Source organism: Nisaea sp., from assembly GCF_965216895.1.
Classification (GTDB): domain Bacteria; phylum Pseudomonadota; class Alphaproteobacteria; order Thalassobaculales; family Thalassobaculaceae; genus Nisaea.
Genome location: NZ_OZ244205.1, coordinates 3,321,178 through 3,344,312, shown reverse-complemented (window position 1 = coordinate 3,344,312; position 23,135 = coordinate 3,321,178). Strand labels below are relative to the sequence as shown.

The 23,135-nt window shown below is 65.2% G+C and carries 24 protein-coding genes; 11 read left to right on the top strand and 13 right to left on the bottom strand.

Annotated elements, in window-relative coordinates; all coding sequences use genetic code 11:
• The first annotated feature begins 28 nt into the window (after nucleotides 1-28).
• Complete coding sequence (locus tag ACOOE1_RS16030; protein WP_420403205.1) at nucleotides 29-865, top strand: ABC transporter permease; 837 nt, start codon at nucleotides 29-31, stop codon at nucleotides 863-865.
• A 73-nt stretch (nucleotides 866-938) separates the two neighbouring features.
• Nucleotides 939-2,093, top strand: coding sequence for a 2'-deoxycytidine 5'-triphosphate deaminase (locus ACOOE1_RS16025; protein ID WP_420403204.1), 1,155 nt, complete (start codon nucleotides 939-941; stop codon nucleotides 2,091-2,093).
• Between the two features lie 59 nt (nucleotides 2,094-2,152).
• On the opposite strand, the gene ACOOE1_RS16020 is transcribed toward ACOOE1_RS16025, so the two are convergent.
• Nucleotides 2,153-3,484, bottom strand: coding sequence for a lipase family protein (locus tag ACOOE1_RS16020; RefSeq protein WP_420403203.1), 1,332 nt, complete (start codon nucleotides 3,482-3,484; stop codon nucleotides 2,153-2,155).
• Between the two features lie 306 nt (nucleotides 3,485-3,790).
• Nucleotides 3,791-3,961: a hypothetical protein gene (locus ACOOE1_RS16015; protein WP_420403202.1), complete on the bottom strand. Its 171-nt coding sequence runs from the start codon at nucleotides 3,959-3,961 to the stop codon at nucleotides 3,791-3,793.
• Between the two features lie 274 nt (nucleotides 3,962-4,235).
• Between ACOOE1_RS16015 and ACOOE1_RS16010 the strand changes: the two genes are divergently transcribed.
• From ACOOE1_RS16010 to ACOOE1_RS15995, 4 genes are all read left to right on the top strand, one after another.
• A complete protein-coding gene (locus tag ACOOE1_RS16010) occupies nucleotides 4,236-5,411 on the top strand; it encodes an aspartate aminotransferase family protein (protein ID WP_420403201.1) in 1,176 nt (391 codons plus the stop codon).
• 62 nt (nucleotides 5,412-5,473) lie between these two features.
• Nucleotides 5,474-6,376 carry an ornithine carbamoyltransferase gene (gene argF, locus ACOOE1_RS16005; protein ID WP_420403200.1) on the top strand — a complete coding sequence of 301 codons (903 nt, stop codon included), beginning with the start codon at nucleotides 5,474-5,476 and terminating at the stop codon, nucleotides 6,374-6,376.
• Between the two features lie 28 nt (nucleotides 6,377-6,404).
• Nucleotides 6,405-7,370: an Hsp33 family molecular chaperone HslO gene (locus ACOOE1_RS16000; RefSeq protein WP_420403199.1), complete on the top strand. Its 966-nt coding sequence runs from the start codon at nucleotides 6,405-6,407 to the stop codon at nucleotides 7,368-7,370.
• Between the two features lie 64 nt (nucleotides 7,371-7,434).
• Nucleotides 7,435-8,022: a hypothetical protein gene (locus tag ACOOE1_RS15995; protein WP_420403198.1), complete on the top strand. Its 588-nt coding sequence runs from the start codon at nucleotides 7,435-7,437 to the stop codon at nucleotides 8,020-8,022.
• 56 nt (nucleotides 8,023-8,078) lie between these two features.
• Here the strand turns inward: ACOOE1_RS15995 and ACOOE1_RS15990 are convergent, their stop codons facing one another.
• Together ACOOE1_RS15990 and ACOOE1_RS15985 are read right to left on the bottom strand one after the other, a co-directional pair.
• Nucleotides 8,079-8,561, bottom strand: coding sequence for a peroxiredoxin (locus ACOOE1_RS15990; RefSeq protein WP_420403197.1), 483 nt, complete (start codon nucleotides 8,559-8,561; stop codon nucleotides 8,079-8,081).
• Between the two features lie 93 nt (nucleotides 8,562-8,654).
• Nucleotides 8,655-10,778 carry a protein-disulfide reductase DsbD family protein gene (locus ACOOE1_RS15985; protein WP_420403196.1) on the bottom strand — a complete coding sequence of 708 codons (2,124 nt, stop codon included), beginning with the start codon at nucleotides 10,776-10,778 and terminating at the stop codon, nucleotides 8,655-8,657.
• A gap of 146 nt (nucleotides 10,779-10,924) precedes the next feature.
• Here ACOOE1_RS15985 and ACOOE1_RS15980 point away from each other — a divergent pair, with 146 nt between their 5' ends.
• Nucleotides 10,925-11,515, top strand: a complete 591-nt coding sequence (locus ACOOE1_RS15980; protein ID WP_420403195.1) for a YqgE/AlgH family protein — start codon at nucleotides 10,925-10,927, stop codon at nucleotides 11,513-11,515.
• A 151-nt stretch (nucleotides 11,516-11,666) separates the two neighbouring features.
• Nucleotides 11,667-11,951, top strand: a complete 285-nt coding sequence (locus ACOOE1_RS15975; RefSeq protein ID WP_420403194.1) for a helix-turn-helix transcriptional regulator — start codon at nucleotides 11,667-11,669, stop codon at nucleotides 11,949-11,951.
• Nucleotides 11,952-11,972: 21 nt separating this feature from the next.
• Here the strand turns inward: ACOOE1_RS15975 and ACOOE1_RS15970 are convergent, their stop codons facing one another.
• Complete coding sequence (locus tag ACOOE1_RS15970; protein ID WP_420403193.1) at nucleotides 11,973-13,172, bottom strand: M20 aminoacylase family protein; 1,200 nt, start codon at nucleotides 13,170-13,172, stop codon at nucleotides 11,973-11,975.
• Nucleotides 13,173-13,259: 87 nt separating this feature from the next.
• Nucleotides 13,260-14,153, bottom strand: a complete 894-nt coding sequence (locus ACOOE1_RS15965; protein WP_420403192.1) for a LysR family transcriptional regulator — start codon at nucleotides 14,151-14,153, stop codon at nucleotides 13,260-13,262.
• Between the two features lie 98 nt (nucleotides 14,154-14,251).
• On the opposite strand from ACOOE1_RS15965, the gene ACOOE1_RS15960 reads away from it, so the two are divergent.
• On the top strand, nucleotides 14,252-15,196 hold the full coding sequence (locus ACOOE1_RS15960; protein WP_420403191.1) for an AEC family transporter: 945 nt from the start codon (nucleotides 14,252-14,254) through the stop codon (nucleotides 15,194-15,196).
• A 3-nt stretch (nucleotides 15,197-15,199) separates the two neighbouring features.
• Here the strand turns inward: ACOOE1_RS15960 and ACOOE1_RS15955 are convergent, their stop codons facing one another.
• From ACOOE1_RS15955 to thrC, 3 genes are all read right to left on the bottom strand, one after another.
• Complete coding sequence (locus ACOOE1_RS15955; protein ID WP_420403190.1) at nucleotides 15,200-15,811, bottom strand: GNAT family N-acetyltransferase; 612 nt, start codon at nucleotides 15,809-15,811, stop codon at nucleotides 15,200-15,202.
• 85 nt (nucleotides 15,812-15,896) lie between these two features.
• Nucleotides 15,897-17,168 carry a M16 family metallopeptidase gene (locus tag ACOOE1_RS15950; RefSeq protein WP_420403189.1) on the bottom strand — a complete coding sequence of 424 codons (1,272 nt, stop codon included), beginning with the start codon at nucleotides 17,166-17,168 and terminating at the stop codon, nucleotides 15,897-15,899.
• A complete protein-coding gene (gene thrC / locus ACOOE1_RS15945; RefSeq protein ID WP_420403188.1) occupies nucleotides 17,165-18,589 on the bottom strand; it encodes a threonine synthase in 1,425 nt (474 codons plus the stop codon). Before thrC ends, ACOOE1_RS15950 begins: the two co-directional genes overlap by 4 nt.
• Nucleotides 18,590-18,694: 105 nt before the next feature.
• Between thrC and ACOOE1_RS15940 the strand changes: the two genes are divergently transcribed.
• Complete coding sequence (locus ACOOE1_RS15940) at nucleotides 18,695-19,591, top strand: DUF1932 domain-containing protein (RefSeq protein ID WP_420403187.1); 897 nt, start codon at nucleotides 18,695-18,697, stop codon at nucleotides 19,589-19,591.
• Here ACOOE1_RS15940 and ACOOE1_RS15935 read toward each other — a convergent pair.
• Complete coding sequence (locus tag ACOOE1_RS15935) at nucleotides 19,588-20,055, bottom strand: Lrp/AsnC family transcriptional regulator (protein WP_420403186.1); 468 nt, start codon at nucleotides 20,053-20,055, stop codon at nucleotides 19,588-19,590. The two genes, ACOOE1_RS15940 and ACOOE1_RS15935, sit on opposite strands and share 4 nt — an antisense overlap.
• A gap of 129 nt (nucleotides 20,056-20,184) precedes the next feature.
• Here ACOOE1_RS15935 and ACOOE1_RS15930 point away from each other — a divergent pair, with 129 nt between their 5' ends.
• Nucleotides 20,185-20,445 (top strand): DUF6356 family protein, encoded by a 261-nt coding sequence (locus ACOOE1_RS15930; RefSeq protein WP_420403185.1) that lies wholly within the window; start codon nucleotides 20,185-20,187, stop codon nucleotides 20,443-20,445.
• Nucleotides 20,446-20,455: 10 nt separating this feature from the next.
• Here ACOOE1_RS15930 and ACOOE1_RS15925 read toward each other — a convergent pair whose 3' ends face one another.
• Genes ACOOE1_RS15925 through ACOOE1_RS15915 form a run of 3 tightly spaced genes read right to left on the bottom strand, consistent with a single transcriptional unit; the run spans nucleotide 20,456 to nucleotide 23,118 of the window.
• The gene (locus ACOOE1_RS15925; protein ID WP_420403184.1) at nucleotides 20,456-21,949 is read right to left on the bottom strand and encodes a carboxypeptidase M32; all 1,494 of its coding nucleotides are present in this window, start codon (nucleotides 21,947-21,949) and stop codon (nucleotides 20,456-20,458) included.
• Complete coding sequence (locus ACOOE1_RS15920) at nucleotides 21,939-22,688, bottom strand: SURF1 family protein (RefSeq protein WP_420403183.1); 750 nt, start codon at nucleotides 22,686-22,688, stop codon at nucleotides 21,939-21,941. The genes ACOOE1_RS15925 and ACOOE1_RS15920 overlap by 11 nt, the downstream gene beginning before the upstream one ends.
• A gap of 55 nt (nucleotides 22,689-22,743) precedes the next feature.
• Complete coding sequence (locus tag ACOOE1_RS15915; protein WP_420403182.1) at nucleotides 22,744-23,118, bottom strand: DUF983 domain-containing protein; 375 nt, start codon at nucleotides 23,116-23,118, stop codon at nucleotides 22,744-22,746.
• Between the last annotated feature and the right edge of the window lie 17 nt (nucleotides 23,119-23,135).

The following is a 23,135-nucleotide window of genomic DNA, read 5'->3' as shown; positions in this document are numbered from 1 at the left end:
GACCACCCACTCGCCAACGGCCCAGTTCATGACAGACCGACCGTTCGTCCCGAACGACAACGAGAATCGCGCTCCCGTTCCGACCGTCCGCCATGTCGGCCGGGTGAACTGGGTCGGTGTCTGGACGCTCTACGAGAAGGAGGTCCGGCGCTTTCTCAAGGTGATCACGCAGACCGTGTTCGCCCCGGTGATCACCTCGCTCCTGTTCCTCGCGATCTTCACGCTGGCGATGCAGCGTTCGATCGATCTCGGAAACGGCATCAGCTATTCGGAGTTCCTGGCACCCGGCCTCGTCGTCATGGCGATGATGCAGAACGCCTTCGCCAACACCTCCTCCTCGATCATGATCTCCAAGGTGCAGGGCAATATCGTCGACGTGCTGATGCCGCCGCTCGGACCGGGAGAACTGCTCGCCGCCTTCGCGGCGGGCGGCGTCACCCGCGGCCTCGTGGTCGGGGTTTCCACCGTCGTCACCATGTCCTTCGCCGTCGGCTTCCATGCCGCGCACTGGCCGGTCGCGATTTTCTTCGCGATCTCCGCCTCGCTCGCCATGTCGCTGATCGGCATCGCCGCCGGCATGTGGTCGGAAAAGTTCGACCATCTCTCCTCGGTGACGAACTTCGTCATCCAGCCGCTCGCCTTCCTCTCCGGCACCTTCTACTCGATCGACCAGCTGCCGGGGATCTGGAACCAGCTCGCGCACCTCAACCCGTTCTTCTTCATGATCGACGGCGTGCGCTACGGCCTGATCGGCTGGTCGGATTCGAGCCCGCTGGTCGGCGCCGCGGTACTGACCGGAATGAACGCGGCCCTGATCGCACTCTGCTACCTGCTGCTGAAGCGCGGCTACAAGATCAAGAGCTGAACAAACGAAAATCGTTGACCTGACGGATAATCTGCTATTTTTCGCCGATCAGGACGATTTGGCGGATGAGACCATGCCCGCAGATGCGACAGCACCCGCGCCGGAAAGCGGCGCCGCTTCCCCGCGCGAGAAGCGCAGCACCGGGATTCTGCCGAGCCAGACAATCCGGGAGATGATCGCCAGGGGCGATATCGCCTCCGAGACCCCGGTGATCGACGGGCAGATCCAGCCCTCCAGCATCGATCTCCGCCTCGGCAGGATCGCCTACCGGGTCCGCGCCAGCTTCCTGCCGGGCCGCAACGCCACCGTGAAGCAGCGCCTCGACGCGCTCTCCATGCACGAGATCGACCTGACCGAGGGCGCGGTGCTGGAAAAGGGCTGCGTCTATATCGTGCCGCTGCAGGAAAGCGTCTCCCTGCCGGCCAGGGTCTCCGGCACGGCGAACCCGAAAAGCTCGACCGGCCGTCTCGACATCTTCACCCGGCTGATCACCGACTACGGCACCGAGTTCGAGAGCGTGCCCGAAGGCTACGAGGGCCCGCTCTATGCCGAGATCAGCCCGCGCACCTTCAGCGTGCTGGCCCGCACCGGCTCGCGCCTGAATCAGCTCCGCTTCCGCCGCGGCAATCCGGTGGCGAGCGACGCGGCGATGCGCCGCCTGCAGGACAGCGTCAAGCTGGTGCACGGCCAGGACGCCGACATCAAGGAGGGCGTCGCGGTCAGCGTCGACCTGACCGGCGATCCGAGGACCGGGCTGATCGGCTACAAGGCGAAGCAGCATACCGGCCTGATCGACATCGACCGTCCGGGCGGCTACGAGGTCACCGATTTCTGGGAGCCGCTCTACCGCCAGCCGAACCGCCCGGCGGAACTGGTGCTGGACCCGGACGAGTTCTACATCCTCGCTTCGAAAGAGTACGTCTCCGTGCCGCTCGACTACGCCGCGGAGATGCGCGCCTACGACACCCGCGTCGGCGAGTTCCGCGTGCATTATGCCGGCTTTTTCGACCCCGGCTTCGGCATGCCGGAGGCCGGCGGCGAGGCCACCCGCGGCGTGCTCGAGGTCCGCTCCCACGACGTGCCCTTCGTGATCACCGACGGGCAGATCGTCTGCCGCCTGGTCTACGAGCCGCTGACCGAGGTCCCGGACAAGATCTACGGCGCCGGCGGCATCGGCTCGAATTATCAGGGCCAGGGCCTGAAGCTCGGGAAACACTTCAGGGCATAACCGCGGCCCGGCGGCAAGAGCGCAGACCGGACTCAACCGGACCGCGCTCCGCTCTGCGCCTAAGGATGATGCGGCTTTGTATCGTAGGTCACGAAGTCGAAATGGACCAAGTCAGACTGGCACCGTTCCCAGAGCATGAGCTTGTAGTTCGGAGGAAAATGTTGCCAAATCAGCTGGTTAATCGGCTTTCGAAGATCCTCGTCGGTCGCCGGCTTGCCTATCGCGATCAGGAACTCCCGCATCACTTCGAAAGGCGGCAACTCGCCTTCCAGCCGCTTGTCCGCCATTCCCGCCAGGGTCGGGCGACGAAACTTGAGACCTTCTATTTTTCCGCCTCCGAGATCCCGCGCTCCGGCCAGCAGCTCTTTCTCGGGGAGATGAGGCCCCGCCTCCTCCGTTCCCGGCCACCGCGACTCAGTCCACTGATTTTCGATCGCCCAGGAAATCGCAAGGTTGTCCTTGTAGAACTCCCCGCCGAGAGCATAGTCGGACACCGGGCCGTAGCCGCAGGGAATGAAGTCAAGCGTGCACCACCAGAAGCATCCGGTCGAGAACGCCGCCTGCTGTGCAAATTGCTCGTCGCCCGCGGTTGAAGGCGCAAACGGCTGGCCGATCACGCTGCATTCCGGGAACTGCCATGCGAGATAGGACGTCATGACCTGCGTCTGGCAGCCGCCGAGACTATGCCCGGTGACGATGATCGGCAAGTTCGCGCACTTCCGCAAGCTGTCCAGCGCCTCCACGAGAGTAAGGACGTCGCCGGTCCCGTGTTGTGTCGTTTCGCGCTGCAGCGCCCCGCCTTGTCCAGCGATCTTGTTGAAACCTTCAATCGTTCCGATCGCGACATTGCCCTCGATGTTCGGCGCGTCTTTCCGGATTCTCGGCGGCGGACCGATATGCTTCGTGCGATTTGGACCGTCCGGAATATCGACCCCCGTATCGAGATAGGTCGACCAAGGCCTTACAGCGAAAGACCTGAGATCCTGTATGACCTGATCGATCAGACCGTTGAACCCGGTGCTCGTGTCGGTGCCGCGGATACTGACGACAAAGAACTGCGGGTCCCCCGCACCATTCTCACCGGAGCGGTAAGAGGCGACATAGGCGAGATTGCTCCAGTCCGGCGAGATTGCCGGCCCCCAGTCCAGTGACCAGGAGCCCGGTCTCGTCGGAGCGCCGGTCTGGCCGGCATGTCCCTCCTCGGGCAGTAGCGGCATGTATTTCGGATTCTCGATGGCGACCTTGAGATCGGCCGTCATCTCGCCGAGATCATGCTTCCAGTCGCTCGTGTAGGCGGCGTTCGCGAGGCCCAGCCAGACCATGCCGTAATAGTCTCCGGACAGGGGATCGTCGCTTCCGGAGGATGTCGGTTCTTTGTTAGCATTCGCCATGCGCCTGCGTGCTCCATGAAGGATGAACGAGAACCGAAACGCTACACCCTTACCGTGAAATTAATAATAAATATGATATGTCAAATTGTGACGAATGAGCCCCTGATGTCCGGGATGCAGGTTGACAAACTCGACCGCTTGACGCTGTCGAAGGAGGAGCGGGAGATCGAGGATCTGAAGCGCAAGCAGGCCTGAACGCAAGAAACAGTCAGCGCAGCCTGAAGATGCCTCGGCATCCCTGAGCGTCGCTGACTGTCTCGTTTGAAAGCTGAACAGGCCGGAAGCCTATGCTTCGGACCCTTTGCGTCAGACCGTGATGTCTACCCGACCGGAGGACGCGGCCTGCGCACCGTTCGACTGGGCGATCTGCTTTGCCGTCTCGACGGCGCTGCTGACGACCTGGGCCTGGACCAGCTGCTGCTGTTTGTCGGCCCGGAACGCGAAGATCGCGACGGTCGATTGCACTGGTGATGTCATGGGCGGACTCCTTTCTGGCACTTCCGCTTTTCAACGCCTGCAATATAGAGCCTGGGCCTTAAGGAGTCATGAAGGATCGTTTTGGATTTTATGGGCTTTCCCACAGAATTGTCGCGATCGGGGATTGAAACCGGGGGCCCGTCCCGTGAATTCGTCTGCGCAATAGCGCTGTACAGCCATATTCCCCTTGGCGTTCCCCGGATTCCGTGCTTTTTTCGCTTTCCGGCGGCGCCGGGGATCGGTGCCGCCATTTCTTTTTCTCAGGAGAGGAACGTTGGTTACCACGGTGATGCCCACTTACGGGCGTATAGATATCGCTTTCGAGCGCGGGGAAGGCCCTTATCTGTACAGCACCGAAGGCCGACGATTCCTCGATTTCGCCTCGGGGATCGCGACGAACTCGCTGGGCCATGCCCATCCCCATCTCGTCGAGACCCTGAAGCAGCAGTCGGAAAAGCTCTGGCATGTCTCCAACCTCTACGAGGTGCCGGAACAGAAGCGGCTCGCCGACCGGCTGGTCGCCAACTCCTTCGCCGACACGGTGTTCTTCGCCAATTCCGGCGCCGAGGCCAACGAGGGTGCGCTCAAGATTGCCCGCAAGTACCAGTGGGAACGCGGCCAGAAGGAGCGGCACGAGATCGTCTGCTGCACCTCCGCCTTTCACGGTCGCACGCTGACCACGCTCTCGGCCGGCGACAACGAAACCTACCGCACCGGCTTCGGGCCGCGTCCGGAAGGCTTCCGCCATGTCGCCTTCGGCAACATGAACGAGATGCGCGAAGCCATGGGGCCGAACACGGCGGCGATCCTGGTCGAGCCGATCCAGGGCGAGGGCGGCATCAACACCGCCGATGTCGAGTACATGAAAGCAGTGCGCCAGGCCGCGGACGAATTCGACGCGCTCCTGATCTACGACGAAGTGCAATGTGGCATGGGCCGTACCGGCAAGCTCTGGGCCTATGAATGGTCCGGCGTCGCGCCGGACATCATGAGCCTCGCCAAGGGTCTTGGCGGCGGCTTCCCGGTCGGTGCCATCCTCGCCTCCGAGAAGGCCGCCTCCGGCATGGCGCCGGGCACGCACGGCTCCACTTTCGGCGGTAATCCGCTGGCGATGGCGGTGGCCAACGCGGTGCTCGACGTGATTCTGGCGCCGGGCTTCCTCGACCGCGTCACCGAGACCGGCGAGCTTTTCGCCACGCGTCTCGGCGAGATCGCGGCACGCCACCCGAAAATCATTTCGGCGGTCCGCGGCAAGGGCCTGATGATCGGGCTCGCCTGCGAGGTCACGAATGCGGACCTGCAGGGCAAGCTGCGCGAAGCCGGTCTGCTGACCGTCGGCGCGGCGGGCAACGTGCTCCGCATCCTGCCGCCGCTGATCATCGACGAAAGCCATGTCGCGGAAGCCTGCGGCATTATCGAGAAAGTCTGCGCGGACATGGACGCCTCCTAGGCGCCGGGCCGGTTCTCCTCGCGGGAACCGGCCGCCTCCGCCCCCGACGACGGAATCCCAAAATGAGCGATCTCAACCATTTCCTCGATCTCGACCAGATCGATTCCCTCACCCTTCGGGCCATCGTGGACGAAGGTCTCGCAATGAAGCGCGGCGATACGGGCGGCGAGAAACCGCTCGCCGGCAAGACGCTGGCGATGATCTTCGAGAAACCCTCGACCCGAACCCGCGTCTCCTTCGAGGTCGGCATGAAGCAGCTCGGCGGCGACGTCGTGGTGCTGAACGCCTCCGACCTGCAGCTCGGCCGCGGCGAGACTGTCGCAGATACCGCCCGCGTGCTCTCGCGCTACGTGGACTGCATCATGATGCGGACCTTCAGCGCCGAGAACATCCGGGAGATGGCGGAACATGCGTCGGTTCCGGTGATCAACGGCCTGACCGACGCCTCCCATCCCTGCCAGCTGATGGCCGACGTGATGGCCTTCGAGGAGCATCGGGGCCCGATCCGCGGCAAGGTCGTCGCCTGGAGCGGCGACGGCAACAACATGGCCTCCTCCTGGATTCATGCCGCCGCCAGGTTCGGTTTCGAGCTTCGCATCGCCTGCCCGGCCGAGCGCAGCCCGGACCCGGCCCTGCTCGCCTGGGCCGAAAAGAACGGGGGCAAGGTCACGCTGTCGCACGATCCGCAAGCCGCGGTCGCCGGGGCCGACTGCGTCGTGACAGATACCTGGGTCTCCATGGGCGACGACACGACCAACGCGCACAACCAGCTCGCCCCCTTCAAGGTGACGGAACAGCTGATGGCCAAGGCGAAGCCGAACGCGGTCTTCATGCACTGCCTGCCGGCCCATCGCGAGGAGGAAGTCGCCTCCGCGGTGATCGACGGCCCGCAATCCATCGTCTTTGACGAGGCCGAGAACCGCCTGCATTCTCAGAAGGCCATCCTGCACTGGTGCCTCTCCTGAGAGACAATCTGACTGCTGAGGACGCAAAATGAGCATCGCCGACATATTCGCCGAGTCGGGCCACGATGATTTGCTGCTGCCGTTCCAGGTCAACCCGTTCGGCCTGCGCGGCCGGCTGGTGCGCCTGAACTCGGCCGCCAACACGATTCTCTCCCGGCACGACTATCCGGAGCCGGTCTCGCTCCTGCTGGGCGAGGTCATGACGATTGCCGTCTGCCTTGCCGGCGCCCTCAAGTACGAGGGCGTGTTCTCCCTGCAGATCAAGGGCGACGGCCCGGTCCGCAGCATGGTTGCGGATATCACCAGCGAGGGGCATCTGCGTGGCTATGCGGCGTTCGACCGGGATGCGGTCGAGGCCGCCGCGGCCGATGGCGACCCGACGGTGCCGCGTCTGATCGGCGGCGGCTACATCGCCTTCACGGTCGACCAGGGCGCCGACACGGAACGCTATCAGGGCATCGTCCCGCTCTCGGGGCAGAGCCTGGTGGAATGCACCCACGCCTATTTCCGCCAGTCGGAACAGCTCGAGACCGGCCTCAATGTCGCCGTGCGCAAGGACGAGTTCGGGATCTGGCGCGCCGGCGCCCTGATGCTGCAGCGCATGCCGCTCGACGGCGGAGACGCCCCGGCACCGGGCAAGGCCCGCGCGGTGCACGATCTGGAGGCGCACGAGGATGCCTGGCGCACTGCCGTGGTGATGCTGAGCAGCGCCACGGCGGACGAACTCGCCGGCACCCGGATCGCCCCGGATCGTCTGCTCTACCGCCTGTTCCACGAATCCGGGATCGTCGCCTACCCGGCCCAGCCCGTCGCCGAGAAATGCCGCTGCTCGCGGGAGCGCGTGGAGACCGTGCTGGTTTCCCTCAGCCCCGAGGAAGTGCAGGACATGACGGTCGACGGCCTGGTCTCCGTCACCTGCGAATTCTGCAAGTCGCATTGGGAATACGACGAACACGCGCTTGAGAAGCTCCGGACACATTCTTCCGGGAATTGATCACATTGCCGCCCCATATCTCTCGTTATTATGGAGCATCGACCGGTTTTCCGAGGGGGTTCAAATGCGGAAACGTCTAGCGCTGTTTCTTTTCGTCCTGATGGTGCCGCTGCTGTCCGCCTGCGAGACGCCGCCATCGGCGACCTTCCCTGAACTCACGTTCCACCACAAGCAGCCGATCCGGCTCGCGGTCGGTTCGATCGAAATCATCAACGAGTTCCGCATGCCGTTCGCCGCGCCCAATGTCGAGCACAAGATGCCGGTGGCGCCGGGCCCGGCGGCGGAACGCTGGGGCCGGGACGTGCTGCAGGCCGCCGGCGACGGCACCGACAAGCTGGTCATGGTGATCACCGACGCCTCCGTCATCGAGACGCCGCTGAAGCGAAAGAAAGGGCTCGAAGGCGCCTTCGTCAACGAGCAGAGCGAACGCTATGAGGCGCGCATCGCGGTACGGCTTGAGGTGCGCACCGCCGAGAACAGGCGCCGCGCCGTGGCCGAGGCCTTCGCCACGCGCAGCGTCACGATCCCCGAGGACGCCTCGCTCGCGGACAGGGAAATGCATTCGTATCGGTTGACGGAACAACTGCTGGACGATTTCGACAGTGCGGTGCGGCCGCAGGTGTCAGCCCATCTCGGCGCGTTCCTGCGCTAGCCGAACGCAGACAGGACCGGGCGGCACATGGCCGCCCGGTTCCCGGATCCATCGGATCAGAGATTGGCCAGCACGTGCTCGGCGCTGGAGACTTCGAAGGCCCGCGGCTCTTCGACGAAGAGCTTCGTGACGGTGCCGTCCTCGACCACCATCGCATAGCGCTGCGAGCGGGTGCCCATGCCGGCGACGGACACATCCATCTCGAGGCCGAGCGCCTTGGCCAGTTCGGCATTGCCGTCCGCGATCATGGTGACCGCGTTGCCGGCATTCTGGTCCTTGGCCCAGGCGCCCATGACGAAGGCGTCATTCACCGACGTGCAGGCGATGGCGTCGACACCGCGCGCCTTGAGATCGCCCGCCTTCTCGACGAAACCCGGTAGGTGCTTCACGGAGCAGGTCGGCGTGAAGGCGCCCGGAACGGCGAACAGCACGACCTTGCGGCCCTTGAAGAATGCCCCCGTATCGAGATCGTCGATCCCGTCCGCGGTATTGGTTTTCAGCGTCAGCGTCGGGATCTTGTCCCCAACTTTGATCGTCATGCCTGGTCTCCCCCTATGACGTTCCTGCGGCCAGGCCGGCCGCGAGATTCACGATGCTACAGATAGGGTCCGCCGGCGGGAATGCCAGCAACCTTATCCGCGTGCCTCCCGGATCGCGGTTTCCACCGCCTCCAGGCTCAGAAGTTCCGGCAGTGCCAGGCCCGCCGGTGCCGCCGGGCCGTAGACTGCGTTGAACGGAATACCATAGCGGCCGAAGGAAGCGAGGTATTCCGCGATTTCAGGATCCGGAGTGGTCCAGTCCGCCCGCATCGCGAGGATGTCGCCGGAGGCGATCCGCTCCGCGACGGCGCCGTTCTCCAGGACCAGCGACTTGTTGACCTTGCAGGTGAGGCACCAGTCTGCAGTGATATCGACCAGCACGGTCTTCTCGGCCGAAACGAGGCGGGCGATCTCGCGCCGGTCGAACGGGCGCCAGTCCACCGCGTTCCCGGCAGTCGCCGCGGTCGCGTCGCCGTCTCGCGCCGTCGCCTGCATACCGACGCCGATCACCGCCGCCAGCGCCAGTATCGCGGCGAGACCGGCAATGCGCCGGCCCGCTCCTTCATGACGCGCCCGCCACGCAAGCGCGCCCGTCAGCAACAGCGCCAGCCCCGCGAGCAGCGCGGCATCGAAGGCCGAACTGCTTGCGATGAAGACGGCGAGCAGCCAGAGCGCGGTCGCCAGCAATGCCGATGCCAGCACGCGGCGGAACCAGATCATCCAGGGCCCGGGCCTCGGCAGCGCGCGGGCCACGCCGGGAAGCGCGGCGACAAGCAGATAGGGGGCCGCAAGCCCGAGCCCCATGAATGCGAAGACGGTCAGAATCTCCGCCGCACCGCGCGAGAGTGCGAAGCCGACGGCGGTACCCAGAAACGGCGCGGAACACGGCGTCGCCAGCAGGGTCGCGAAGGCACCGGTCAGGAAGTGGCCGGTCAGCCGCCCCTGCCCGGCCTCGCCCCCGGCAAGCCCGAGGGCAGCCAGGCGCTGCGGCAGATTGATTTCGAACAGACCCGCGAGGTTTCCGGCGAAAAGCACGAGCACCGTGACCATCAGGGCAAGAAAGAGCGGCTGCTGGAACTGGATTCCCCAGCCTACCGCGAGCCCGGCCTGCTTCAGCGCGATCGCCCCCGCCGCAAGCAGCAGGAAGGAGGCGAGGATGCCCGCCGCCGAGGCGAGAAAGCCGGTGCGGATCGCAACCTTGTCGGCGCCGCCATATTTCACCGCGCCGACCAGTTTCAGCGACAGCACGGGCAGCACACAGGGCATCAGGTTCAGGATCAGGCCGCCAAGGAAGGCAATGCCGAGAATCGCCGCCAGCGCGGCCCAGCGTCCCCTCTCCGCGCCATCCCCCGCCGCGCTCACAACCATACTGCGTTCGAGAAAGCGGTCGCCGTCAACCAGGGTCAGTGTGATCTTCTCCTCCGCCAGCCGGCCACCCTCCGGCACCGAGGCCGGGACGGTCAGGACCGCCGAAAGCCGGTCCGGTGCGAAGTCCACCTCGGGCTTGCCGAACGCGAAACCGGCGCGTGCTTCCGGGAAAACGTCCGGCTCGACGAGCGGAACCGAGGAGTTGATCTCGACGGCGAGAGAATGCGGGGCGGGCGATCCGACCGCGGAGACCGATGAGATGTCGAGGCCGAGCCCGCTCAGATCCTGCGGCACCCGTGCCCGGAAGCGGTCGATGAGCTGGGCGAAAGCTGTCGGCTCCGCCGGTCCGGCATCGATATCAAGCGCGAGATTGGCGTTCAGCGGCACGCAGATATCGCTGCAGGCGAGCGCGTTCATGTCGGCCCGGAGCGCGAGCGGCGCCCCCGGTTCCGCCAGGGCGGCGCGGATCGGGATCACCACCTCGTCGTGATAGCCGTAGGTCTCGAGTCCGAAGAGGCTGAACCGTTCCGGCACCGGCCATTGCCACAGAGCCGCCCCGAAGTTCTCCGACCCCTCCCAGGCGACTTCCGGCGGGAAGCCCGCATCGCCCGGTGCCCGCCAGTAGACCTTCCAGCCCTCGGCGAGACGGAACTGCAGGCCGAGCGGCACGCTGTCGCGCCCCTCCGTGCCGGAAACGGCGGAGACCAGGCGAACATCCGCGAAATCCGTGCTGACCCAGTCCGATGCCCCCGCCGCTGCGCGCGCATTCGAAACCGGAGCGGCGAGTGCCGCAATCATGCCCAGAAACACGAGCAGGGTTGGAAAGAGGGGGCGCAAAACCCAATTCATAAGCGACCTGTCCGACTCTGTTCTTCGAGGCCTTTGACCGCCCCGTCAGGGATATATAGTGGACCTTGGAGCCGACGTCGGTCACATTTTCAGGAACCCTGCGCCCCCGCAGGATCGATGCGCTGAAAACGAACGGAACCGCAAGCATGACGACCACGGTCGCCGACGAAACCGAGGAAGGCTATCTCACCGGCCAGTTGCTGGTGGCGATGCCGGCAATGCGCGATCCGCGGTTTGCCCGGACCGTGATCTATGTCTGCGTCCACAATGCCGAGGGCGCGATCGGCCTGGTGCTGAACCGTCTCGTCGGCTCGATCGAGTTCACCGATCTGATCGAGCAGCTCGACATGAACCTCATGGAGACGGACATCGTCGCCAACCCGCCGGTGCATTTCGGCGGCCCCGTCGATACCGAGCGCGGCTTCGTGCTGCACAGCGCCGACTACCAGAGCGAGGAGACGCTGGATATCGACCGCGAGGTCGGCCTGACCGCCACCGTCGACATTGTCCGCACCATCGCCTCCGGGTCCGGCCCGAAGAACCACCTGCTCGCCCTCGGCTATGCCGGCTGGGGGCCGGGTCAGCTCGACGGCGAGATCCAGGAAAACGCCTGGCTCAATGTCGATGCGGACAACGCGCTGGTCTTCGACACCGATCTCGACAGCAAGTGGGACCGCGCGCTGAAAAAGCTCGGCGTCGATTCCGCCCTGCTCTCGACGGAAGCGGGACGGGCCTAGATATTCACCACTGCCTCAAGAAACACGCCTGAGCGGCACATTATCGAGCCAAGGCGCGATTGCCGCATCGTCATCCTCCGGGCCTTCGTCAAGAAAACCAAGTAAGCGCCCCGTCGGGAACTCGCGAAGGCCCCGAAACGGATGTTTGACCATGGCTAGGAAAATCGCATTTGCAGAGCTGCGCGAGGAACTGCTTCAGAATCCGGAAACCCGATCCGAGTACGAGGCGCTTGAGCTGGAGTTCGAAGTTGCGCGCAAGATCATCGCCGCCCGCACGAAAGCCGGTTTCACCCAGCGAGCACTGGCGGAGAAGATGAACACCTCCCGCAGCACCATCGCGCGCCTTGAGGGAAGAAAGACGCTCTCCTCCCTCGAAACGATCCGCCGCATCGCGCGCGCAACCGGAACGGATATCCGATTATCGATCCACGCCTGACCGGAACGATACGCCAGCGGGTCACGCCGCCGGCAGCAACTCGTCCACCAGCGCCATCCAGTAGCCGATGCCGAGCGGGATCGAGGCGTCGTTGAAGTTGTAGTCCGGGTAATGCAGCTTGCCCGACCTGTGGTCCGGCGCCGCCGTCCCCATCCAGATATAGTTCCCTGGCCGCTCGTTCAGCATGAAGGAGAAATCCTCGCCCGCCATGCAGGGATCGTGCTCGCGGATCACGTTCGCCGCGCCGACCACATTCTCGGCGATCCCGGCGGCGACCTCCGCCTCGGCCGGCGGGTTGATCGCGGGCGGATAGTTCTTGCGGTAATCGATCGCCGCCTCGCAGCCGAAGCCCCTGGCGATGCCCTCCGCCAGCCCGCGGATGCGCGCTTCGGCGAGGTCGCGGACGGCGGGGTTGAAATAGCGCACGGAGCCGCCGATCACCGCCTCGTCCGGCATCACGACATAGGCGTCCGAGCCCTTGAACATGGAAATACCGATGGTCGCGGTCTCGTGCGGCGAGACGTTGCGCCCCGGCACGCTCTGGATCGCGGTGACGAGATGAGCCGCCGCCAGCACCGTGTCGACGCCGTCATGCGGCATGCCCGCGTGGGTGCCCTGGCCGCGCACGGCGATGTCGAAATAATCGATCCCCGCCATGACCGGTCCCGGCACCGGGCAGAAGGTCCCGAGCGGCAGGTCCGGCCAGTTGTGCAGTCCCCAGACACTCCCGCAATCCGCCTTCTCGAACAGTCCCTCCTCGATCATCACCCGGCCGCCGCCGCCGCCTTCCTCCGCCGGCTGGAAGATCAGCGCGACGGAGCCGGCGAAATCCCGGCTCTCGGCCAGAAGCTTGGCGGCGCCGAGCAGCATCGCGGTATGCCCGTCATGGCCGCAGGCATGCATCTTTCCCGGCACCGTCGACCTGTAGGGAATGTCGCCGGTCTCCTGCATCGGGAGCGCGTCCATGTCGGCGCGCAGCCCGATGGTGGGCCCCTCCGTCCTGCCACGCACGATGCCGATCACGCCTGTCTTCGCGATCCCGGTCAGCACCTCGTCGACCCCAAAGGCCTGCAGCTTTTCCGCCACGATCGCGGCGGTCCGCACCTCCTCGAAACCGGTCTCGGGATGGGCATGCAGGTCGCGGCGCCATTCGGCGACCTCGTCATGCAGGGCCGAGATGCGATTGTGGTGGCGGGAGGAAAAGACGGGCGTCTGTGTCATGGCAAATCCGCAAGATGTCGGCGGGGCCGGCGGGGCCGGCAGACGGAAAACGAAAGGATGCGCCTTCGTCGCGCCGGTTTCAAACCGTCATTCGGGCGGCTCGGAGAAAACCTGCATGCGCATCAGGTCCAGCAACGGGGCAATGGCGGGATTGTCTGCTTCCCGCCGCACCTTCAGCACCACCTCCAGCTCCGGCGCATCGACGAGCGGCCGGACGACGATATCCGGGAGCTGCCCGTCGCATATCGATTCCGGCACCAGTGCCACCCCGAGACTAGCCGCAACCAGTCGGAGAATGGTGTTCTGCAGCTGCGGCTCGAAACGGAAGCGGGGCACGATACCGTCCGCCGCGAAATAGTCCGCAATCGCCCGGCGCAGGGTCTCGGCGATGCCGGCCGGAGTCGCGATCAGGTCCGCTTCCCGGAGATCCCGCGGCCCGACCTTCTCCATTCCCGCCAACGGATGCGCGACGGGCACGACGAGGCAGAGCCGGTCTGTGAAGAGAGGGTGTGTTTCGAGCTGCGGCATGGCCCGGCCGGAAAATGTGATCCCGGCATCGAGCTCCCGGTTCAGCAACCTGGTCTCGATCTCCGCCGGCGTGGTTTCCGAGAGCGAGACGCGGACATCCGGCCTGAGCGCCGTATAGGCGCTTACAAGGCGCGGCACGACGCGATGCGCCGCATGCATCATGAAGCCGAGCCGCAGCTCACCCTTCTGCCCGTCTGCGACAAGACGCGCATCGCGGCAGGCGGCCTCGAACTGCGTCAGCACCGCGCGGGAATCCTCGAGGAAACGCTGCCCGGCCGGAGTCAGCGAGACCTGGCGCGATGTCCGGTCCACCAGGCGGACCCCGAGATCGCGCTCAAGATTGGCGATCTGCCGGCTGAAGGGCGGCTGGGTCATGTTCATGCGCGCCGCCGCCCGGCCGAAATGCAGGGTCTCGGCCAAGGCGACGAAATAGCGCATCTGCCGCGTATCCATTAATACCTTTTTTAACTCAATCTAGACCTCTTTCTGGATTGGATTGTATCGGGCTGCGGGCGTAGAGAAAAGCCGCTCCGCAACGAAACCATCCGGCAATGTTCTCCAGTCTCCTCGTCGTCCTGCCGATCTTCGCCCTGATTCTGACCGGATTCGTCGCCCGCCGTTCGGGCGCGCTCGGCCCGACCGCGACCCGCGAGGTCAACCGCTTCGTCGTCTATCTCGCCCTGCCCGCCCTTCTGTTCGGCATCATGGCCAAGGCCGATCCGGCGGAAATCTGGCAACCGGACTTCATGATCGCCTTCACGGCCGGCTGCGCCCTGGTCTTCGGCGCGACACTCTGGGTCCGCATGCGGCAGGGTTGTCATCTCGCGGACGCCGCGATCGACGGGCTCAATGCGAGCTATCCGAATACCGGCTTCATGGGTTTCCCGCTGGTGCTCGCCGTGATCGGCGCCTCGGCCATGGGGGCCACGATGATCGCCACCATCCTGACCGCCTGCGTGCTCTTCGCCGTCGCCATCGTGCTGATCGAATGCGCGCTTCAGAGCGGAGCACGGCGCCGCGACATCCTCGCCAAGACCGCGCTTGCCCTGGTCAAGAACCCGCTTCTCGTCGCCCCCGCCCTCGGCGCCGCAATGATGGCGTCCGGTCTCTCGCTCCCAGAGACTCTGGACAGCTATCTGGCGCTGCTGGGCGGGGCGGCCTCGCCCTGTGCACTCGTCGCCCTCGGCCTGTTCCTCGCGGACAATGCCGCGCGGACCAAAACCCCGACATCGAACAGCCGCGTGCAGGCCGCGCTGGTCGCATTGAAGCTGGTGGTGCAGCCCGCAGTCACCTGGGTGATCGCCGTTCCGATCCTTGCGCTGCCCTCTGGCGTGGCCTATCTCGCGGTGCTGCTCGCGGCGCTGCCGACCGGCACCGGGCCCTTCATGCTGGCCGAGTTCTACCAGCGCGAGGCTTTGGTCACGAGCCGCGTGGTGCTGATGACGACCGTGCTCTCGGTCGCCTCGATCTCGCTCTATCTGTCTATTGCCGGGTAAGGACTAGACCTTCTTCAGCTCGTCGGCGAAGTTCGGATAGAACTCCTCGCGCAGCAGGGCGAAGAGAATGTGGTCCTGCCAGCGCCCGTCGATCTTCAGGTATTTGCGCGCCAGCCCTTCCTCGGTGAAGCCGGCCTTCCGGAGCACGCCCTGGCTCGGATAGTTGCGCGGCAGGCAGGCCGCCTCGATCCGGTGCAGGGCCAGCTGGTCGAAGCCGAAGGAACAGACGCCGTGCACCGCCTCGCTCATGTAGCCGCGGCGGGCGAAAGGGCGGCCGATCCAGTAGCCGATGGTGCAGGACTGGGCGACGCCCCGCCGCACGTTGGCGATGGTGATCCCGCCGACCAGCGCATCGTCGCTACGCCGGTAGATGAAAAAGGAATAGCCCTGGTCGCGGGCCCAGTCCTCCGCGTAGCGCGAGAGGCGGCGGCGGAAGGCGGCCCGGGTCAGGGCATCGTCCGGCCAGCGCGGTTCCCACTCGACAAGAAAATCCCGGCTGAGCGCGCGCAGTTCCGCCCACTCCCCCCAGTCATTCTTGTTCGGTTGCCTCAGATAGAGACGCGGCAGAGTGACGCGCGGCTCAATCTTCGACGGCGGGAAAAACGTCAGGACCAATCGGCGATCCCCCTTGGAGTCCTATGCCGACGGTCATTTTTCCTGTTAACCGTGCGGAAGGCAAGCGGAACCGCCTGCCGCTCGGTCAGCTCAGCCGCGCCCGGATGCTGTCGTAGGAATCCAGATGCGCGGTCGGACCAAGCGCCGCCAGGGTAGGGGTCGAGGCCAGCAGGCGTTTCGCCGTCCGCCGGATCGCCGCCGTATCCACTGCGTCGACCTTCGCCACCAGTTCCTCCACCGGCACGGGGCGGCCATAGACGAGCATGTGCTGGGCCAGCTGCTCGCAGCGGTTCGAGGTGCTCTCCCGGCTCATCAGCAGGCCGGAACGAAGCTGGGTGCGGGCGCGCTCGACTTCCTGCTCGCTGACATTCTCGGCCACGTCCTTCAGTTCGTCGCAGACCACGGGAACGAGTTCCGCCACGTCCGCCTCGCCGGTCCCGGCATAGATCGAGAACATGCCGCCGTCATTATAGGCGGCGCTGAAGGAATAGATCGAATAGACCAGGCCGCGCTTTTCCCGGATCTCCTGGAACAGGCGCGAGGACATGCCGCCGCCGAACAGCATGGATAGCACCTGCTGGGCATAGAAATCCCCGTCGTGGAACCCCATGCCCTCGAAGCCGAGCAGCAGGTGTAGCTGTTCCAGATCCTTCTCGACCCGGATTTCGCCGCCCCTGTAGGCCGCCGCCTCCGTCGTCGCGCCGGACTGCGCCGCAAGAGATCCGAAACCGCGCTCGACCTCCTCGACCACCTTGTCATGCTCGACATTGCCGGCAGCGGAGAAGACGAGGATGTCTCCCGCATAATTGCCGTCGATGAAGGACATCACGCCGTCGCGGCTCATGTCGCGGACAATCTCGGAGCGCCCCAATACCGGCCGGCCCATGGCCTGGTCCGGGTAGGCAACCTCCTGGAAATAGTCAAAAACGATGTCGTCGGGCGTATCCGCCGCCTGGCCGATCTCCTGCAGGATCACGTGCCGCTCACGGCTGAGCTCGGTCTCGTCGAAGGTCGACTCCGTGAGGATGTCGGACAGCAGATCGACGCCGAGTGCGACATCGTCCTTCAGCACCTTTACGTAGTACGCCGTCTGCTCGCGTGCCGTATAGGCGTTCATATGCCCGCCCACAGCCTCGATCTCCTCGGCGATCTGAGGCGCCGTGCGGCGTTTTGTGCCCTTGAACACCATGTGCTCCAGCAGATGCGCGACCCCGTTCTCGGACGCCACCTCATGCCGGGTCCCGACATTCAGCCAGGCCCCGAGGGACACGCTCTCGACACTGGCCATCCGGTCTGTGACGACCCGGATTCCGTTCGAGAGCTCGGTGATGCGGACGCCGTTCGCGGCGTTACTCATGCAGCATTCTCCTTGCCGGCAACGATGCCGGCGATATGGGTACTGACGGTACGGAAGTCGTTGGGCAGAACCGTCATCCGTTCCTCGCGCTCCAGCAGATCCCCGAGCCGCGCCGGCAGCGCCGGGCGCACGCCGATGGCGGCTTCGACCGCGTCCGGGAATTTCGCCGCGTGGGCACAGGCAAGCGAGATCAACGGCGCTTCCGTGCCGATATCGCCCGAGGCGCGGGCCTGCCGGGCGGCGCCGAGGGAGACGGCGGAATGCGGATCGGCGATCTCGCCGGTTTCCTCGTAGACCGCCCTGATCGTCGCCTTGGTCTCCGACTCATCGGTGCGGTAGCCGTCGAACACGGAGCGCGCCTTCTCCAGCATGCCCTGGGAGATTGAGAAGCTGCCGTTCTCGCGGAAGCCGGTCAGCACCTCGGTCACGGCGGCGCCGTCGCGATCGTAGAGATCAAAGAGGAAGCGCTCGAAATTGCTCGAGACCTGGATATCCATGCTCGGGCTGATCGAGGGCTTCACGCCTTCGAGCTTCATCTCGCCCGACTGGAGGAAGCGGGAGAGGATGTCGTTCTGGTTCGTCGCCACCACGAGCCGGTCGATCGGCAGGCCCATCTGCCTGGCTGCATATGCGGCGAAGATGTTGCCGAAATTGCCCGTCGGCACGACGAAGGAGGCCGGGCGATCGGCGGTGGCGCCGACCGAGAGCGCGGAGGTCACGTAATAGACCACCTGCGGCAGGATTCGCGCCCAGTTGATCGAGTTCACCGCGGAAAGGTTGTGCCTGTCGCGGAAATCCGCATCGTTGAACAGCGCCTTCACCAGATCCTGGCAATCGTCGAAGGTGCCTTCCAGAGCAATGGCGTGGACATTCGGTGCCTGCACCGTGGTCATCTGGTGCTGCTGCACCGGCGAGACCCGACCCTCCGGGAAGAAGATGAAAATCTCGATGTTTTCGCGGTCGCGGCAGGCCTCGATCGCTGCGGAGCCGGTATCGCCCGAGGTCGCGCCGACGATGGTCACCCTCTCGCCGCGCTTTGCCAGCACATGGTCAAACATGCGCCCAAGCACCTGCATCGCGTAATCCTTGAAGGCCAGCGTCGGCCCGTGGAACAGCTCCATCATCCAGAGATTGGCGTCGAGCTGCTTCAGCGGCGCCACGGCACTGTGGCCGAAGGAGCCATAGACCTCGTCCATGATTTGCTTCAGCGTCGCGTCGTCGAACGCATCGCCCGTAAAAAGGCGGCAGATCTCGAACGCGGTCTCGGCGTAGCTGAGGCCGGAGAGCCGCTTCAGGTCCGCGGCCGAGAGCTGCGGCCAGGTCTTCGGGACATAGAGTCCGCCGTCGCGGGCGAGGCCCGTCAGGAGCACGTCTTCGAAGCCGAGTTCGGGGGCCTTGCCCCGGGTACTGATATAGCGCACGTCCGCCGTCTCTTTTCGCTGTCCGAAAGAGCGCAACCTAGCGGTGGGCAAGGGTTCTTGCAACAATGCCCGCAGCCATCGCAACTGGGACGACGGGACCGCTCCATGGCACTCGACTGCATCGCGATCATGACACCGGGGGACATGGGTCACGCAATTGGCCGTCGACTCGCCGAGAACGGGATCCGGGTCGTCACCAACCTCGAGGGCCGCTCGGCCCGCAGCCGCACCTTGGCGGAGAAGGCCGGAATCGAGGATCTCGGCTCCGACACCCGCCTGCTCAAGACATGCGACGCCATCTTCTCGATCATGCCGCCGGACCAGGCGGGCGGCTTCGTCGACCGGATGGCGAAGGCCGCGTACGGCCTTGCCGAGGCGCCGCGGGCCGTGCTGGTGGACCTCAACGCAATCGCACCCTCGACCGCCCGCGCCCTGCGCGACCGGGCCGAGGCGGCCGGCATCCGCTTTCTCGACGGCGGCATCATCGGAGGCCCACCCTATCCGGGCCGCCCGAGCCCGCGCCTCTATGTAAACGGTCCCCGCGCGGAGGCCTTCGAGGCCCTTCGCCCGGTGCTTGATATCCGCGTGGTCGCGGGCGAGGTCGGCGCCGCCTCGGCCCTCAAGATGTGCTTCGCAACGTTGACCAAAGGCGTTCAGGCGCTGGCGATCCAGAGCTTTGTGACGGCGGAGCTTGAAGGCGTCGGCCCGGAGTTTCGCGCCGAGATGGAAAGCGTGCAGGCGAACCTGCTGAGAAGCCTTTCCAACAGCCTGCCCGGCATGCCGCCGAAGGCCTATCGGTGGGTCGGCGAGATGGAGGAAATTGCAAAGACCTACGGCGATGCCGGTCTCGGCTCCAAGACTTTCGAGGGCGCGGCCGACATCTACCGCTTCGTCGAGAGTACCCCGCTCGGCAAGGAAGTGGTCGAGAACCGCACCATGGGCACCGACCTTGAAGACCTCGTCACCCGGCTGGCGGAAGCGCTTCGGGCGGGACGAACCTAGCCTGCATAGTTCAGCGGCAGTGCCGTCGTGTACTTGATTTCCTCCATCGCGAAGCTGGAACTGACCTCGGCGAGATCGGCGATGGAGATCAGGCGCTTGTAGACCGCGTCATAGGCATCGACACTCGGCACCACGACCCGCAGCAGGTAATCGACCGTGCCGCTCATACGGTAGAATTCCAGCACTTCCGGAATGTCCGAGACGCCCTTGGCAAACTTTTCCAGCCAACCCTCGCTATGCTGGCTGGTGCGGATCATCACGAAGACGGTGAGCGGCACATCGACGGCCCGGCGGTCCAGCAAGGCGACGCGCTTGCGGATCACGCCCTGCTTCTCGAGATTCTGGATCCGCCGCCAGCAGGGTGTGGAGGACAGTCCGACCCGGCTGCCGATCTCCGCCACAGAGAGCGCGGCGTCCTCCTGCAGCAATCCCAGGATGCGGCGATCGATATCGTCCATCGACATGCTAAAAAATCTCACACTTCTAGAAAAATATTCCATCAATTTGAGATTTGACGTCAAAGATTGCAAACAAATTGCGCCGGATTGGGCTGACAATATCCCTCTGTTCGTCATTCGGCCCGGAGCTGCGCCATGATCTTCAAACTCTTCACCAGTCACCCGGAATCGGTCGGCGAGAGCTACTGGCAGCATTTCGGTTTCGCGGCCTCGACCGGTGCGGCGATGATGCTTGGCGGGCTCGCCTGCATCGCGCACGGGCTGTTCCCGTTCCTCTTCACCCGCACCGGCAGCAAGACCATCGCCCGGCTCTACGAGCGCATGTCCTCGGGCGCCCGTCACAAGGTGATGACGACGAACCAGACCGAACTCGGCCGGCAGCAGCCCGCGGAATAGAAAACCGCTTCTAGAGATAGCGCTCGCAGAGATGGGCGAGGAACGGATCGGCGCCGAGTTCCGCGCCGGTCGCCTCCGAGAGGATCTCGTTGGTGAGCCGGGAACTCGCCTTTCTGTGCACGTTCTCGCCGAGCCACGACAGCAGCGGCGCGAAGTCACCGCCTGCGATCCGGGAGTCGAGTTCCGGGAGCGCGTCTTTCGCCGCCCTGTAGAGCTGCGCCGCGGCCAGGGCGCCGAGCGTGTAGGTCGGGAAATAGCCGAACGAGCCGTGATACCAGTGGATGTCCTGCAGGCAGCCGTCCCGGTCATCCTTCGGCGCGACGCCGAGCGAGTTTCTCATGCCCTCGTGCCAGGCCCCCGGCAGGTCCTTCACCTTGAGGTCGTCCGCCAGCAGCGCCTTCTCGAGATCGTAGCGCAGCATGACATGGAGCGGATAGGTCACCTCGTCCGCATCGACCCGGATCAGGCCGCGGGAGACCCGGTGGCCGAGCCGGTTCAGGTTCTCCGGTGAGAGCGCCGGCCCCGAGGCTCCGAGAATCTCCGCGGCGAGCGGCGCCAGGAAGCGGTAGAAGGCGGGCGAGCGGCAGGCCTGCATCTCCATCAGCAGCGACTGGCTCTCGTGCATCACCATGCCCCGGGAGGAGCCGACCGGCTGGCCGCGCCATTCCGCGGGCAGACCGTGCTCGTAGAGCGCGTGGCCGGTCTCGTGGATCACCCCCATCAGGGCGCGGGTGAAATCCGCCTCGTCATAGCGCGTCGTGATCCGGATATCCTCCGGGATCCCGCCGGTGAACGGATGCGCGCTCTCGTCGAGACGGCCATGGGTGAAATCGAAGCCGAGCGCGGCCATGACTTTCTCGCCGAGCGCCTTCTGCCGCTCGGACGGAAATGGTCCCTCCGGTTCCAGAGCCCTCGGCCCGGCCGCCTGAGCCGTGAGAATCTTGTCTATGAGCCCGGGCAATTCGGCCTTGAGCGTCGCGAAGATCGGATCGATCCGGGCCATCGTCCCGCCCGGCTCGTAGCTGTCGATCAGGGCGTCATAGAGACCGCAGCCGAGCTTCTCGGCCTTTATCTGTCCGTATTCGCGGGTCAGTTCGAGGACCCGTGCGAGTTTGTCCGAGACAGCGGAGAAATCGTCAGCCTTGCGCGCCTCGCGCCAGGCATTGACGCAGGCCGAGGTCGCCCGCGAGCGCGCATCGACGAGAGCGGCCGGGGCGACGGTTTCGTTGGTATGGACCCGGCGCATCTCGCGGAGGTTCGCGCGCTGCCAGGGCTCGAGCGCCGTCGCGGCGGCCTCCGCCTCGACAAGCTCCTCTTCCACCGCGGGATCGGAGAGCAGTTCGTGCTGCAGCACGTCGAGGACGGCCATTTGCTCGGCACGGGCCTCCGCGCCGCCGGGCGGCATCATCGTCTCCTGATCCCAGCCCAGCACGGCGCCCGCGCCGGACAGCGCGGAGTAGCGGCGGAAACGGGTTTCCAGGGCGGTATAGGGGTTATTCCTCACGGCCGTTTCCTTCGCCGTCTCCGGACAGGTCGTCCTCGGGCTTCAGGTGGAAAATGACGTAGATGACGATCAGGGTCAGGGCGAGAAGCGCCCAGGTCACGGCATAGCTCAGATGCTCGTTGCGGACATGGATGTCGGTATCCGCGCCGATCGGCATCCTGAACGGTCCCGGATCGCGCAGGCGGTCGACGTAATAGGGCAGCACCGGACCGAGATCCCGTGCAGCCGCCATCTCGGCCGTGTCGACATAGAGCCAGACTTCGTTTTGCGGCTCGTTCTCCGGAACGAAATAGCCCTTCCGTCGATCCTCGCGGATCAGTCCCTCTACGGTCTGGACGCCTTCGACATGCATCGGCGCGGTATCGACCGGCCCCAGGGCCTTCAGCTGGATCCATCCGCGGTTTACGAGAACCGTCCGGCCGTCCGTCAGCTTCATCGGTGTTATCAGATGGAATCCGGCATTGCCTTCGAAGGGCTTGCCGGTAATCAGCAGCTCCTTGTCATGCAGGTAGACGCCTTCGAGACGGACCCGGCGGTAGCGCCAGTCGTCTATGTCGCCGAGCGCGTCCGGGGGGGCCACAGGCGGCTCTGCCACACGGGACTCGAACTGCTCGATGATGCCGGTCTTCCAGATCAGGCGCTCGACCTGCCAGTAGCAGAGGCCGAGCATGAAGGCGGCCGCGAGGACGGTGAAGAAGGTGGCCCAGAAGGTCGGGCGAAACCTGCGATTGCCGAGCATGTTCTTTCCCAGACTGTGCACCGACGGGGCGGGCGTCCCGCTCCCCTGACGCCGGCTAGGTCCCCGGCGGGCGGTGCGGTGTCTTGTGCTTGAATTGCAGCGCGATCGTGAACGCCTTCAAGGGGCGGAGCAGCGCCACGGTACCGCCGAGAACCACCGCGCTCCAAAGCACGGCATGTACCCAGAGCGGCGGTCCATACAGCGACTCAATCCAGAGTGCGAGAGGCACCACGGTGCCGCCGAGCACGAAAATGATGAAGACAGCGGGACCGTCGCCGCTGTCTTCGTTCTTCAGGTCGAGCCCGCAGTTCGGGCAGGCCTCACGGACCTTGAGAAACCCCTCGAACAGGCTCGCCTTGCCGCAGCGCGGACAGCTGCAGGAGAGCCCGGTCGAGAGCGGGGACAGCGGGGGATAGTAAGGTTCGCCCACGGCGCCATCCTCCCGCA